7 protein-coding genes and 2 pseudogenes are annotated in these 14,976 nt (G+C 76.0%); 8 read left to right on the top strand and 1 reads right to left on the bottom strand.

The window, feature by feature from the left end; genetic code table 11:
• The first annotated feature begins 171 nt into the window (after positions 1 to 171).
• Positions 172 to 3,625 (top strand): annotated as a pseudogene (locus ABD52_RS31495) (S8 family serine peptidase).
• 46 nt (positions 3,626 to 3,671) lie between these two features.
• Here the strand turns inward: ABD52_RS31495 and ABD52_RS31490 are convergent.
• On the bottom strand, positions 3,672 to 4,646 hold the full coding sequence (locus ABD52_RS31490) for a helix-turn-helix domain-containing protein (RefSeq protein ID WP_047894138.1): 975 nt from the start codon (positions 4,644 to 4,646) through the stop codon (positions 3,672 to 3,674).
• Positions 4,647 to 4,725: 79 nt separating this feature from the next.
• On the opposite strand from ABD52_RS31490, the gene recN reads away from it, so the two are divergent.
• The 7 genes and pseudogenes from recN to ABD52_RS31455 form a co-directional block, all read left to right on the top strand.
• On the top strand, positions 4,726 to 6,483 hold the full coding sequence (gene recN / locus ABD52_RS31485; protein WP_013285583.1) for a DNA repair protein RecN: 1,758 nt from the start codon (positions 4,726 to 4,728) through the stop codon (positions 6,481 to 6,483).
• A 118-nt stretch (positions 6,484 to 6,601) separates the two neighbouring features.
• Entirely contained in the window at positions 6,602 to 7,780 is a 1,179-nt protein-coding gene (gene steA, locus ABD52_RS31480) for a putative cytokinetic ring protein SteA (protein ID WP_047894137.1), read from the top strand.
• A 27-nt stretch (positions 7,781 to 7,807) separates the two neighbouring features.
• Positions 7,808 to 8,749 carry a copper transporter gene (locus tag ABD52_RS31475; RefSeq protein ID WP_047894136.1) on the top strand — a complete coding sequence of 314 codons (942 nt, stop codon included), beginning with the start codon at positions 7,808 to 7,810 and terminating at the stop codon, positions 8,747 to 8,749.
• Positions 8,750 to 8,810: 61 nt separating this feature from the next.
• Positions 8,811 to 9,674: a hypothetical protein gene (locus tag ABD52_RS31470; RefSeq protein WP_047894135.1), complete on the top strand. Its 864-nt coding sequence runs from the start codon at positions 8,811 to 8,813 to the stop codon at positions 9,672 to 9,674.
• Between the two features lies 1 nt (position 9,675).
• A complete protein-coding gene (gene murJ / locus ABD52_RS31465) occupies positions 9,676 to 11,373 on the top strand; it encodes a murein biosynthesis integral membrane protein MurJ (RefSeq protein WP_047894134.1) in 1,698 nt (565 codons plus the stop codon).
• Positions 11,370 to 12,475: pseudogene (locus ABD52_RS31460) on the top strand (glycosyltransferase family 4 protein). The gene murJ and the pseudogene ABD52_RS31460 overlap by 4 nt, the downstream one beginning before the upstream one ends.
• Positions 12,475 to 14,976, top strand: a 2,502-nt coding sequence (locus ABD52_RS31455) for a hypothetical protein (RefSeq protein ID WP_047894133.1), incomplete at its 3' end; no start/stop codon positions are given. The pseudogene ABD52_RS31460 and the gene ABD52_RS31455, both read left to right, overlap by 1 nt.

Below are 14,976 nucleotides of genomic sequence, written 5' to 3'. Positions count from 1 at the left end.
CCCCCGGGCACATCCGCCCCGGGCGCGCCGCCCGCCCGCGTCACGCTGATCACCGGCGACCAGGTCGAGCTGGTCCAGGCCGCGCCGGGCCGGATCGCCGCCACTGTCCACCCCGGGCCGGGCCGGGACCGGATCGTCTTCCAGACCACGCAGGCCGACGGCGGGCTGCGGGTGCTCCCCGCCGACGTCGTGCCGTACGTGTCGGCGGGCGTGCTCGACCCGGACCTGTTCGACGTGCAGGAACTGGCCGAGCAGGGCTACGGCGACGCGGGCCTCACGGCGCTGCCGCTGATCGTGCGCTACCGGGAACCGGCCGCCGGGCGGGTGCGCCCCCTCGCCGTCGCCGCCGAGTCCCGTCCGCTGTCCAGCATCAACGGCGCCGCGCTGCGTGTCGACAAGGACGACCTGGGCGCGCTGTGGACGTCGCTGCGGGAGACGCCGCAGGCCCGCACCGCGGGTGCCGGACCGGTCCGGCTCGGCGCGGGCGTGGAGCGCGTGTGGCTGGACGGGCGGGCCCGGGTGGCGCTGGAGCACAGCGTCCCGCAGATCGGTGCGCCCGCCGCGTGGGCGGCCGGGCGCGACGGCGCCGGCGTGCGGGTCGCGGTGCTCGACACCGGCGTGGACGCCGACCACCCCGACCTGGCCGGCCGCGTCGCCGAGGCGCGCGACTTCACCGGCGGCGGCAGCGCCCGGGACGGCCACGGCCACGGCACCCACGTGGCGGCCACCGTCGCCGGCAGCGGCGCGGCCTCCGCAGGGCTGCGCAAGGGTGTCGCGCCCGGCGCGCGGCTGCTGGTCGGCAAGGTGCTCGACGACTCCGGCTCCGGCTACGACTCCGGCATCATCGCCGGCATGGAGTGGGCCGCGCGCTCCGGCGCCAAGGTGGTCAGCATGAGCCTCGGCGGCGCGGCCCACCGACGGCACCGACCCGATGAGCCAGGCCGTGAACGATCTCACCGCCGAAACCGGCGCGCTGTTCGTGATCGCCGCCGGCAACGACGGTGAGCCGCGCAGCGTCGGCTCGCCCGGCGCGGCCACCGCCGCGCTCACCGTCGGCGCCGTCGACCGCGACGACGTGCTCGCCGACTTCTCCAGCCGCGGCCCGCGCCTGGGCGACAACGGCCTGAAGCCGGAGATCACCGCGCCGGGCGTCGGCATCGTCGCCGCCCGCGCCGCCGGCACCACCATGGGTACGCCTGTGGACGACGCGTACACCCGCGCCTCGGGCACCTCGATGGCCACGCCGCACGTCGCCGGCGCGGCCGCGGTGCTCGCCCAGGAGCACCCCGGGTGGAGCGCCGCGCAACTGAAGGACGCGCTGGTCAGCACCACCCGCCCGAGCACCGGCGCGACGGTGTTCGAGCAGGGCGCCGGGCGGGTCGACGTGGCCCGGGCGCTGCGCCAGCGGGTGTACGGCACGGCCACCGCCGACTTCGGCCGGCTGACCACCGGCGGGCCGGCCGCGACCCGGACGGTGCGCTACGTCAACGGCACCGAAGCCGCGCAGACGCTGCGTCTGGCGCTGGAGCTGCGCAACCTGGACAGCGGCGCGGCCGAGACCGACGGCCTGACACTCGACGCCGGCACGGTGACGGTGCCGGCCGGCGGCGGTGTGGACGTGCCGCTGCGCGCCGACCCGGCCCGGCTGGACCGGGGCCCGCACGGCGGCTGGCTGGTCGCCACCGGCACGGACGGCGTGACGGTGCGGACCGCGGTCGGGCTCACGCTCAGCGGCCCGCAGCACACCGTGACGCTGCGCGCGCTGGACCCGGCCGGGCGGCCCGGATCGTCGCCGGTGGTGACGCTGTTCGGCGAGCACCCGGAGTCGGACGCGATGGGCTGGCTCGGCGTCGGCGACGAGTGGCGGATCCAGGTGGAGGAGGGTCCGTACCTGCTGCACGCGCTGATCGAGCACGGCGCGCCGCTGGACGAGCAGCTCACCCTGGTCACCGACCCGGAGCTGACAGTGGACCGGGACCTCACGGTGGTGCTCGACCCGCGGCGCGGCACGCCGGTACGGATCGAGACGCCGAAACCGTCCGAGCAGCGGGCCGTCCTGAGCTTCTACCAGCACCGGGTGTTCGGCAACGGCCGGCAGGTCGACCACGGCGTGATGACGTTCAGCACCGTGCAGCAGCTCAACGTCACCCCGACCCGGCAGGTGCGCCACGGCGAGTTCGAGTTCTCCTCGCGCTGGCAACTCGTCGCACCGATGGTCGACATCGACGTCAGCGGCGTGTCCGGCGCGCTGGACGTCAACCTGATGGGTCAGTCACCGGCCCCGGCCGGGCGGCAGCGGCTGCGCCTGGTCGCCGCCGGCACCGGCGCACCCGGTGAGCTGGCCGGCGTGCGGGGCGCGGCGGCGCTGCTCACCGCGTCCGCGGACCGGTCCGAGGAGGAACAGGTGGCCGCCGCGGCGGCAGCCGGCGCGAAGGCGGTGCTGATCGTCCGGCCGGCGGACCAGAGCGCGTGGACGGTGTGGCGTCCGACCGGGGAGCGGCTGCCGGCACCGGCGCTCGCGGTGGCGTACGACGACGGGCAGCGGATGCTCGCGGCGGCGCGTACCGGCCGGGCCCGGATGGACCTGACGCTCACCGTGGACAGCCCGTACCTCTACGACGTGTTCCAGGTGTCGAAGGGCCGGGTGCCGGAGCGGATCCTCCACCGGGTCACCGCCGCGAACACGGCCGAGGTGACCGCGCGCTACGGCGACACCGGCGGCCTGGACTGGGCCACCGAGCAGCGGTTCGGGTGGCGGCCCTGGCAGGAGTTCTCCTGGAACGACGACCAGCGGATGGTGCGTACCGGGACGACCCGGCGGGAGTTCGTCAGCTCCGGTGACTCGTGGTGGCAGCACCGGGTGCTGCACCGGCTGATGTTCTCCACCATGGGGACGCTGACCGGCGGCCTGTCCGACCGGCCCCGGCGCTACGCGGCCACCGACCGGACCACCGAGTCGTGGCACACGCCGCTGGTACGTCCCGCCGTGCCGGCCGGTGCGGCCGCGCCGAGCCGGACCGCTGACACGCTCGACCTGCGGGTGGCCGAGTTCGTCGACGCCGACGGTCATGCCGGCGTGGACAACCGGTCCGAGGAGCAGGACACGGTGACCCGCCGGGTCAGCCGGGACGGCGGACAGATCGCCGACCTGTCCGCCGGCTGGGCGCCGGTGCCTGCCACCGCCGGTCCGGCCCGCTACCGCCTCGACGTGACGACGGCACGGTCGTCGGCGGAATGGCGGTGGGCGACCCGTACCGAGACGGCGTGGGAGTTCACCTCGGCCCGCCCGTCCGGTGACGCGGCCCGGCCGCTGCCGCTGCTCCAGGTCGACTACCGGGTGCCGGCCGACCTGCGCGGCGAGGTGCCCGGCAGGCGGAAGCACACCGTCGGGCTGACGCTGCGCCACCCGGCCGGCCTGCCCGCGCCGGCCGGCACGACGGTACGCGCCGAGGTGTCGTTCGACGGCGGACGCACCTGGCGTACGGCGCCGGTACGCGGCTCCGGCACCCGGTTCACCGCCGAGGTGCCGGCCGGGCGCGGCACGGTGTCGCTGCGCGTCTCGGCGTGGGACCGGTCCGGCAGCACCGTGACGCAGACCGTGATCGACGCGTACGGGCTGCGATGAGACGCCGGGGCGGGGCGGTCCTGGGGCCGTCCCGCCCCGGCCCCGGTCAGATCCAGCCGCGCCGGGCGGCCTGGAACGCCAGCCCGGGCCGGGTGTCCACACCGGCGGCGGCCATCAGGTCGGCCAGCCGCCGCTGCACGGTACGCCGGCTCACCCCGAGCTGTGACGCGATCGACTTGTCCGGCACCCCGGCGACGAACAGCGACAGCAGCCGCGCCTCGTCGCCGTCGGGCTGGTAGCCGGTGGCGGCCCGGTCGGCGGGCGTGCCGAGCGGCGTCGCCATCAGCCAGTGGCTCTCGAAGAGCGCCAGCAGGGCGTCCAGCAACTGGCTGCGGCCGATCACCGCGGCTGTCGGCTCCCCGCCGTCGCGGTCGGGCACCAGCGGGCACACCGCGGTACGACCGTCCACCACGGCCAGTCGCACCGGCAGCCGGTCCAGCACCCGGGCCTGCTCCCCGGCGCGTACGCCCCGCTCCACGTCCGCGAGCGCGCCCGGCTCCAGCAGCATGGCCCGTTCGTAGATGGCCCGGTAGCGCACGCCGCGGGCGAGCGCGTCGAACTCCTCGACGTTCTCCGGTCCGGGCATCGCCAGCGGGTTCGCCCGGCAGAACCAGAGCACCTCCTCGCGCGCGCCGTTCTGCAGCTCGCGCAGCCGCTCCCGCAGCCCTCGCGCGCCGGTGACCACCTCGACCAGGTGCGCGGCGTCGTGGCGGCGCATCCCGGCCCGGTAGTCCTCGGCGAGCCGGCTGACAGCGGCGCGGGCCTCCTCCAGCGCGGACTGGCGGCGCAGCAGCGCCTCGCCCAACGGCACGTCCGGCGCGAGCGGCCGCAGCGGCGCGTCCGGTTCCGGCCCGGTCGGCAGCACGAGACCCTTGTCCCGCAAGGCGTCCAGCCGGGCGGTGACCTCCGCGCGGGGCCGTCCCAGCCGCTGTGCGAGCTCACCGGCCCGGGCCGTGTTCGCCCGTACCAGGCTGCGGTAGAGCTCCTCCTCGTCCGGGGTCAGGCCGATCTCCTCCAGCACGGGGCTGAACTGTACGGGTGCCTGCGGCTCGCCCTGCCGGCTGGTCAACTGTCACACGGCGGGGCTACTGTCGGGTGCTGTGCTGGAAGAGCTGCGCATCACCGGACTGGGCGTCATCGAGGACACCACGCTGCCGCTGGCCGCGGGGATGAACGTCATCACCGGCGAGACCGGCGCCGGCAAGACCATGGTGGTGACCGGCCTCGGCCTGCTCTTCGGCGGCCGCGCCGACGCCGGCCGGGTGCGCGCCCAGCCGGGCCGCGCGGCGGTGGAGGGCCGGCTGCGCCTGAGCGGCCGGGTGGCCGAGGCGGTGCACGCCCGCATCCTCGATGCAGGCGGCGAGCCCGACGAGGACGGCTCGCTGCTGCTCAGCCGCACCGTGACCATCGAGGGCCGCTCCCGGGCGCACCTGGGCGGGCGCGCCATGCCGGTGTCCACGCTCGGCGAGGTCGGCGAGCAGGTGCTCGCAGTGCACGGCCAGTCCGACCAGCTGCGGCTGCTGCGCCCGGCCGAGCAGCGTGCCTCGCTCGACCGGTTCGCCGGGCCCGAGCACGAGAAGCTGCTCGACGCGCTGCGCGAGACGTACGCCCGGTGGCGCACCGTCGTCGACGACCTGGCCGACCGGCGGCGCAACGCCCGCGAGCGCAACCAGGAGGCCGACCTGCTGCGGCTGGGCCTGGACGAGATCACCCGGGTCGACCCGCAGCCGGGGGAGGACGACGAGCTGAAGGCCGAGGCGCAGCGGCTGGAGCACGCCGAGGGGCTGCGTACCGCCGCGCAGGTGGCGCAGCAGTGCGTGGCCGGCGGTGTCGAGGCGACCGACGAGACGCCGGACGCGACGGTGTTGCTCGGCACCGCGCGGCGCACGCTGGAGGCGCAGGCCGGCACCGACCCGGCGCTGGGTGAGCTGGCGGCCCGGCTGGAGGAGGCGGCCACGCTCGTCACCGACGTGGCCGCGGAGCTGTCGGCCTACCTGGCCGCGCTGGACGCCGACCCGGCGCGCCTGCAGACCGTCTACGAGCGGCGGGCCGCGCTGCGCGCGCTCACCCGCAAGTACGCCGACGACGTCGACGGCGTGGTGGCGTGGGCCGAGCGGGCCCGCACGCGGCTGTCCGATCTGGACACCTCCGACGAGCTGCTGGACGAGCTGGACCGCGAGGCGACCCGGCTCGCCGGTGAGGTGGCCGACCTGGCCGGCCGGGTGTCGGCGTCCCGGCGGGAGGCGGCGGTCCGCTTCGCCGAGGAGGTGACAGTCGAGCTCGCCGGGCTGGCGATGCCGCACGCCCGCATCGAGGTGGCGGTGCTGCCGCGACCGGCGGGCCGGTCCGAGCCGAGCCTGCCTGTCAACGGCGTCGAGACCGGCGTCGGCGCGGACGGCGCCGACGAGGTGGAGCTGCGGCTGCTGGCGCACCCGGGCGCACCGGCGCTGCCGTTGCAGAAGGGCGCGTCCGGAGGTGAGCTGTCCCGGGTGATGCTCGCCATCGAGGTGGTCTTCGCCGGTTCCGGCGGCCCGCCCACGCTGGTGTTCGACGAGGTCGACGCCGGTGTCGGCGGCCAGGCCGCGGTGGAGATCGGCCGTCGGCTGGCCCGGCTGGCCCGCAGTCACCAGGTGCTCGTGGTCACGCACCTGCCGCAGGTCGCCGCGTTCGCCGACCGGCACCTGGTGGTGGCCAAGGACACCGGGGGAGCGGTCACCACGAGCGGGGTGCGCGTGGTGGAGGACACCGAGCGCGCCCGGGAACTGGCCCGGATGCTCGCCGGTTTGCCGGACTCGGATCTGGGTATCGCCCATGCCGAGGAGCTCCTGGCCGTGGCGGCCAAGGAAAGGCGTCCGTGATACCCCGATTGTGAGCGCAAGCACACCGGCGCGGGTTCCGGTGTGCTTCCCTGGGTAGGCGGCCCTGCTCAGGCATGTCGCGACAGCAAAACCTGCCTCACATGCCAGGATGGTCACGATGCGTCTACCCACACTGCGCCGGAGCCGGAACCCGGAGCCGGGCTCCATCGTCGGCACCGCGCGCCTCGACCGCCGGACGAAACGGCTGGTCGGGCGGCTGCGACCCGGCGACATCGCGGTCATCGACCACGTCGACCTGGACCGGGTGGCGGCCGACTCGCTCGTCGCGGTGGGTGTGGCGGCGGTCCTCAACGCCAAGCCGTCGGTCTCCGGCCGCTACCCCAACCTCGGCCCGGAGGTGCTGGTCTCGGCCGGCATCCCGCTGCTGGACGACCTCGGCGAGAGCGTCTTCGAGCAGGTCCGCGAGGGCGACCGGGTCCGCATCGAGGGCAACACCGTCTTCGTCGGCGACGATCCGGTCGCGCACGGCTCGTTGCAGGACACCGAAACAGTGGCCAAGTCGATGGCCGACGCCCGGGAGGGCCTGTCGGTGCAGTTGGAGGCGTTCGCCGCCAACACGATGGACTACCTGCGCCAGGAACGCGACCTGCTGCTCGACGGCGTCGGCGTACCGGAGATCCAGACCCAGATCCAGGGCCGGCACTGCCTGATCGTGGTGCGCGGCTACGACTACAAGGCCGACCTGGACGTGCTGCGCCCGTACATCCGGGAGTTCAAGCCGGTGCTCATCGGCGTGGACGGCGGCGCCGACGCGCTGGTCGAGGCGGGCTACACCCCAGACATGATCATCGGGGACATGGACTCGGTCACCGACGACGTGCTGCGTTGCGGCGCCGAGGTGATCGTGCACGCCTACCCGGACGGGCGGGCGCCGGGCCTGGCCCGGGTCAACGGGCTCGGCGTACCGGCGATCACCTTCCCGGCGGCGGCCACCAGCGAGGACCTGGCCATGCTGCTGGCCGACGAGAAGGGCGCGTCGCTGCTGGTGGCGGTCGGCACGCACGCCACCCTGGTGGAGTTCCTCGACAAGGGGCGCGGCGGCATGGCGTCGACGTTCCTGACCCGGCTGAAGGTCGGTGGCAAGCTGGTCGACGCCAAGGGTGTCAGCCGGCTCTACCGGCAGAGCATCTCCGGGTCGTCGCTGCTGCTGCTGGTCCTGTCGGCGGTGGCCGCGATGGCCTCCGCGGTGGCGGTCTCCACCGTCGGGAAGGCGTATCTGGGCGTGGTCTCCGAATGGTGGGACAATTTCGTGTTCCAGCTCGGCCAGCTCTTCTAGCTCCCCGACGATCAAGAGGCTGCAAGCGTGATCAACTTTCGCTACCACGTGGTGTCCCTGACCGCGGTGTTCCTGGCGCTGGCGATCGGCCTGGTGGTCGGCACAGCCGCCCTCAACGGGCCGGTCGCCGACTCGCTCCGGGAGAACGTCAACGGCCTGCGCAAGGACAACTCGCTGATGCGCCAGTCGGTCAACAGCATGCAGAAGCAGCTGGAGACCGAGGAGGACTTCGCCGCCGAGATGGCCCAGCTCGTCCTGCCCGGCAAGCTGACCGGCCGCCGGGTGCTGGTGCTCACCCTGCCCAGCGGCCGGGACCAGGCCGAGGGCGTGGTGAAGATGCTCCAGACCGCCGGCGCCGACGTCACCGGCCGCATCGCCGTGCAGGACAAGTTCGTCAACCCGGACAGCAACAACAACCTGCTGGAGCTGGCGGTCACCGCCGCCCGCCCGAACAGCGCCCCCACCGGCAACCTGCCCGGTAACGGGCACGGCGTGGAGACCTCCAGCGCGTTGCTGGCCAACGTGCTGGTGGACCGCCCGGCCGGGAGCCCGCCGGTCAGCGACGCCGACCGGCGCGCCGTGCTGGAGCAGTACGCCACCGCCGGCTACCTCACCCCGGCGGACCGGATCTCCACCGCCGCCGAGGCGGTGGTGATGGTCACCGGCCAGCCGTACGTGGACAAGGACTCGGCGAAGAAGGACGAGTCGGTGGTGAAGATCGCCGAGCAGTTCGACCGGGCCGGCGCGCTCGTGGTCGCCGGCATGGGCTCGACCGGCGGCAACCTCGTCTCCGTGGTCCGCGGCGACCCGGTGCTGTCGCAGACCATCTCCACCGTCGACAACGCCAACACCGTGCAGGGCCAGCTGGTCACCAGCCTCGCCCTGGCGCAGCAGCTCACCGAGAAGAAGACCGGCCAGTACGGCGTGGGCGACAACGCCGCCGCCCGGGTGCCTACACTGCCCCGGTGACCGCTCCGGGCCGCCCGGTCCGTGCCCGCGTCGCGTTCGAAGTCCGGATCGAGGAGGTCCCGTGAGACTGGGTCGGCTGCTGGCCGTGGGCGCGGGAGCGCTGGCCGCCCGCTACGTGCTGCGTCAGACGCGTACGTCGCCGGGCGGGCCGGCGTTGGAGCGCACCAACTACCGGGGCCGCACGGTGACCCTGGCCGCCGGTCCGGCTTTGGCCGTCGGCGCGGCGACCGGGGCCGCGCTGGGTGCCGGCAGCGCCCCGGCCGGCGCCGCCGCGCTCGTCGCCGGGCTCGGCGCGGGCGCTGTCGGCCTCTACGACGACGTGGTCGGCGCCCGCCCCGAACAGAAGGCCGCGAAGGGGTTCGCCGGGCATCTCGCCGCGCTGCGCGAGGGTCAGGTCACCGCCGGGATGGTCAAGGTCGCCGGGGTGGGCGTGGCCGGGCTGGGCGCCGCCGCGCTGCTCGCCGCCGACCGGCGGGTCGCCGCGCACCCGCGCCGCCGGCGCGCCGGGGCGTTCGGCCGAGGGCTCGACGTGCTGCTCGGCGCCGGCGTGGTGGCCGGCACCGCGAACCTGGTCAACCTGCTCGACCTGCGGCCCGGCCGGGCGTTGAAGTCCGGCATGCTGCTCGGCGCGCCGCTGACCACCGGCCCGTACGGCGGCGTCGCCGCGGGCGCCGTGGGCGCCTCGGCCGCACTGGTCGGCGACGATCTCGGCGAGCGCGTGATGGTGGGCGACAGCGGCGCCAACGCGCTCGGCGCGCTGCTCGGGGTGAGCCTCGCCGCGCGTACCGGGCCGCTGGGCCGGGCCGGCGTGCTGGCCGTGCTCGCCGCGCTCACCGCCGCCAGCGAGAAGGTCAGCTTCACCCAGGTCATCGCGTCCACGCCGGGGCTGCGGCACCTCGACGAGCTGGGCCGGCTCCCGGACTGACGTGACGAAACCGGCTCCTCTCGCCGCCGCCGGCCGGGTCGCCGGGGCGGCCGCCCTCATCGCCGTCCTCACCGTCCTCAGCCGGCTCGCCGGCTTCGGCCGTACCGCCGTGTTCACCTGGATGCTGGGCCCCACCGACCTCGGCAGCGCCTACCTGGTGGCGAACTACGTCCCGAACTTCATCTTCGAGATCGTCGCCGGTGGGGCGCTCGCCAGTCTCGTCGTACCGCTGCTCGCAGGCGCCGTCGAGGCGGGTGACAGGCGCGCGGTGGCCGCCACCACCGGCGCGCTGCTGACCTGGACGCTGAGCCTGCTGGTCCCGCTGGCGGTGCTGCTGGCGGTGTTCGCCGACCCGCTGCCCGCCCTGATCGGGAACGGTCTCAGCGAGACGCAGCAGGCCTCCGGGGCGCGGATGCTGCGGGTCTTCGCACCGCAGTTGCCGCTGTACGGCGTGGGCATCGTGCTGACCGGCGTGCTTCAGGCGCACCGCCGCTTCGCCTGGCCGGTGATCGCGCCGCTGCTGTCCAGCGTCACGGTCATCGCCGTCTACCTCGGGTTCACCGCCGCCGAGGGGCGGCAGGCCACGATCGGGGAGGCCGGACGCGGCGGCGAGCTGCTGCTGTCCGCCGGCACCACGCTCGGCGTGGTGATGCTCTCGCTGTCGCTGCTGATCCCGGTGCGCCGGCTACGGCTGCGGATCCGGCCCGGCTACCGGTTCCCGGCCGACGCCCGCGCCCGGGTCGGCGGTCTGGCGCTCGCCGGGGTGGTCACCGTGACCGCCCAGCAGATCGCCCTGGTGGTCGCGCTCAACCAGGTCACCTACGGTCGCACCGGCGATGTCGTCGTCTACAACCTCGCCCAGACCGTCTACTTCCTGCCCTGGGCGGTGCTGGCGGTTCCGCTGGCGGTGGCCGCGTACCCGACGCTCGTCGCGGCCCGGGCCACCGGCGACGAGCGCGCCTACCGGGAGACCCTGGCCCCGGCGGTACGCGGCGTCGTGCTGCTCAGCCTCCTCGGCGCCGCCGCGCTCGTCGGCACCGCGATCCCGGTCGGGCACTTCTTCTTCGCCGACCCGCTCGACGCGCGTACCGCGGCGGTCGGGATCGCCGGGTTCGCGCCCGGCCTGGTCGGCTACGGCCTGTTCGCGGTCCTCACCCGTGCGCTGTACGCCCGCGGCGAGACCCGCGCGGCCACCGTCGCCACCGCGCTCGGCTGGCTCAGCGTGCCCGCGCTCGCCGTGGTGTCCGCCCAGGTGGCGCCGCTGGCCGACCGGGTGCTCGCGGTGACGCTGGCGACCTCGGCCGGCATGCTGCTGCTCGGCGTGCTGCTGATCGCCGCGGTCCGGCGGGCCGCCGGTGGCGAGGCGCTGGCCGGTGTCGGCCGGGCCGGCGCCGCCGGGCTGCTCGCGGCCGTCGTCGCCGGAGCCGGCGGAGCGGCCGTCTCGGCGGGACTCGCCGGGCTCGGTGACGGCACCCCGACGACACCGTGGGCCCTCGCGCAGGGCATGCTGTCCGGGGTCGTGGTCGGTGTCCTGTTCCTCGCCGTCGCCTGGCTGACCGACGCCCGCGACCTGCGGCCGCTGCTCGCGACCGTGACCCGCCGGCTGCGCCGGCGACGCCCGGCCGGTGGGGACGACGGCCCGCCGGCGCAGCAGCACCCCGGCGAGCGGGGTGACGGAAGGGAGACCGTTTCCTCATGACGGACGCCTCGCCGGCACCGCGCTGGCCCGGGTCGGTGGCCCTGGTGCTCGCCTCCAGCACCGGCGGGGTCGGGCAGCACGTGCGCTCGATCACCCGTGGGCTGACCGAGGCCGGCGCGTCCGTGCTGGTCTGCGGCCCGGCCGCCACCGAGGAACAGTTCGACTTCACCGGCGCCGGGGCCCGGTTCACGCCGGTGGAGATCCCGGCCAGCCCCACGCCGGGCGACGCGCGCGCGGTCACCGCGCTGCGCCGGGCGCTCGCTGACACACCCGTCGACGTGGTGCACGCGCACGGGCTGCGCGCCGGCCTGGTGGCCGCGCTCGCCCGTCCCGCCGCGCCGCTGGTCGTCACCTGGCACAACGCGGTCCTCGCCGGTGGCCTGCGCGGCGCGGTGTCCCGGCTGGTCGAGCGGGTCGTCGCCCGGTCCGTGCGGGTCGCGCTGGGCGCCTCCGCCGACCTGGTCGACCGCGCCGCCGCGCTCGGCGCCGCCGACGCCCGCCTGGCCCCGGTCGCCGCGCCGGCGCGGTACGCGCCGAGTTCGCGGTCGCCGCCGACCAGCAGCTGATCCTCTCGGTGGGCCGGCTGCACCCGCAGAAGCGGTACGACGTGCTGATCGACGCCGCCGCCCGCTGGCGGACCCGTACTCCCGCCCCGCTCGTGGTGATCGCCGGCAGCGGTCCGGCGTACCTGCCGCTGGCCGCCCGGATCTCGGCCGCCCGCGCGCCGGTGACGCTGCTCGGGCACCGTACCGACGTGGCGGACCTGCTGGGCGCCGCCGACCTGGCGGTGGTGACGAGCGACTGGGAGGCCCGCCAGCTGTTCGCGCAGGAGGCGCTGCGGGCGGGCGTACCGCTCGTCGCGACCGCCGTCGGCGGGCTGCCGGACCTGGTCGGCGACGCGGCGGTGCTGGTGCCGCCGGGCGACGTGGACGCCGTCGACGCGGCCGTGCGTGACCTGCTCGACGACCCCGTACGCCGGGCCGATCTGGGCCGTCGCGGCCTGGCGCGGGCCGCGACCTGGCCCACCGAGGCGGACACCGTGGCCGCGCTCGCCGGCCTCTACGCCGAGCTGACACCCCAGCTCTCCACCGGGAACCGCTGATGCTGCGCAGACTGACCCCGGTGCTGCTGACGCTGGTCGTGGTGGCGCTGGGCATCACCGCGCTCTCCGCCCGCCCGGACGAGGGTGCGGCCCGGCCCGGCGCCGACTTCGTGGTGCTCGTCGGCGCGGCGGGCCTGCGGTGGGACGACGTCGACCCGGAGAACACGCCGACGCTGTGGCGGATGGCCGAGCAGGGCGCGATCGGGTCGCTCTCGGTACGCTCCGCGCACCGCCCCACCTGCCCGGTCGACGGCTGGCTCACGCTCGGCGCGGGGAACTTCGCCGCCTGGCCCGGCGCCCGCCCGGGCGGTGGCTGCCCGGCCACCGGTGTGACAGTCGAGCGGCCCGACGGCATCGGCGCGAACCTGCCCGACCAGCCCAGCGCGGTGGCGCACAACCAGGAGCAGCTCTCCTGGGGCGCCACACCCGGCGCGCTGGCCGAGTCGGTGCGCTGCTCGGTGGCCGTCGGCCCGGGTGCCGCCGTGGCCGCCGCCCGCCCGTTCGGCCGGGTCGACAGGTACGCGCCCACGCTCCCGGAGAAGCCGGCGGAACTGCTCGGCTCCTGCGTGCTGAGCATCGTCGACGTCGGCACCGTCGACGACGACGACCCGGAGGTACGGGCCGCCCAGGCGCGGCAGGCCGACGCCCGGCTGGCCCGGGTGCTCGCCGCCCGGCCGCCGCGCTCGCTGGTGCTCGTCGCGGGCGTGTCCGACACCGACTCCCCGGCGCGGCTGCACGTCGCCATCGCCGACGGACCCGGCTGGGAGGGCGGCTGGCTGACCTCGCCCAGCACCGCCCGGTCCGGCTACCTGCAACTGATCGACCTGGCCCCGACCGTGCTCGCCGTGCTCGACAAACCGATGCCGGAACGGGCGTTCCTCGGCCGGCCCGCGGTGACTGTCGACGACCGGCCGGACGACCTGCGGGCCGCGATCGAGGCGCCGGCCGACGCGGACCGGGAGGCAGCCGCCCAGCGCCGCGTCGCCGGCTGGTTCTTCACGCTGCTCGCCGCCGCCCAGCTCGCCCTCGCGGTGGCGGTGCTGCCGCTGCTGCGCCGCGCCCGCCGGCTCGCCGGACCGCACGGGCCGGAACCGGTGTCGCCGCGGATCGTGGCGGTGGTGGAGCTGCTGCTGATCGCCGCCGCGCTGGCAGTGCCCGCAGCGTTGCTCGCCGACGCCGTGCCCTGGTGGCGCGGCGACCACGCGGGCCTCTGGTACGCCTCGGTGACCGCGCTGCTCATCGTCGGCGGCACCGCCGCGGTCCGGTTCAGTCCCGGACACGAGCGCACGCTCGGTCCGCTCGGGGCGGTCGCCGGGCTGGCCACGCTCGTCGTCGGAGTGGACGTGCTCACCGGCTCCCGGTTGCAGCTCAACGGCGTGGTCGGCTACTCGGCGCTGGAGGGTGGCCGGTACGCCGGGCTCGGCACCGTCGGGCTGGGCGTGTTCATCGCCGGGGCGCTGCTGTGCGGCGGCTGGCTCGCCCAGCGGTTCCGCAAGGGCTGGCGGCCGATGGTGATGGTGACGGTCGGCGGGCTCGCCGTGGTGATAGTGGGCAGCCCGTACCTGGGGGCCGACTCGATCGGCGCGATCGCGCTCACCGCCGGGGTCAGCGTCGCGGCCGCGATCTGCAGCGGCGGCTGGCTGACAGTGAGCCGGCTGGCCTGGGCGACAATGGCCGCGCTGGCGGTCACCGTCGGCTTCGCCCTGGTCGACCTCGGCCGTCCCGCGGACGAGCGGGGCAGCCTGGGCCGGTTCCTGGCCGCTGTGGGCGACGGCACCGGCGGGCTCACCGTGCACCGGTCCAGCAGCTCCAACATCCAGACGCTGGTGAACAGCCCACTGACCGTGCTGGCCCTGGCCGGGGCCGCGCTGGTCTGGCTCGCGCTGCTCCAGCCCTGGGGCGGGCTGATGCGGCTGTTCGGCATCTACCCGGCGATCCGGGCGGCGATGGCCGGCACCGGCGTGGCCGTCGGGCTGGGCGGCCTCCTCGGCGGGTCGGCGCTGGACGTGGCCGGCGCGGCGGCGGCCCTCGTGGTGCCCATGGCGGCCCTGGCGGCGCTGCGGGTGCTCGACCACTCCACCGACCGTACGGTGCCCGACAGCGGGCGTGGCGGCGGCGAGACGGGCGCGGTCCCACCGGGCGGCCCGGACGACTCCTCCAGGGGCGGCGCGGCCGGCGGCCCGGCCGGCGACGGTGCGGGTGGCGACGGTGCGGGTGGTGGTCGGTCGGCGGGCGACGGCTCGGCCGCCGACGGCTCGGCCGGTGACGGTGCGGACCGTGACGGTGCGGACGGTGACGGTGCCGGCGACCCGGGGGAGGCCGGAAAGCCGGCCGGACCGGACGGGCAGGACTCCGCAGGCACGGGGGCACCGGACGGGCCGCGCCCCGCTGGCCCGGACGGGCAGGACTCCGCAGGCACGGGGGCACCGGACGGGCCGCGCCCCGCTGGCACGGCCCGCGGGGCGCAGGTGCCCGCACAGCCGACCCCGGCGTCCTCGGAC

It is taken from the genome of Micromonospora sp. RV43, assembly GCF_001029515.1.
GTDB classification, from domain to species: domain Bacteria; phylum Actinomycetota; class Actinomycetes; order Mycobacteriales; family Micromonosporaceae; genus Micromonospora; species Micromonospora aurantiaca.
Note: the sequence above shows the minus strand (reverse complement) of the source record. Positions and strands in the feature narration are given on the sequence as shown.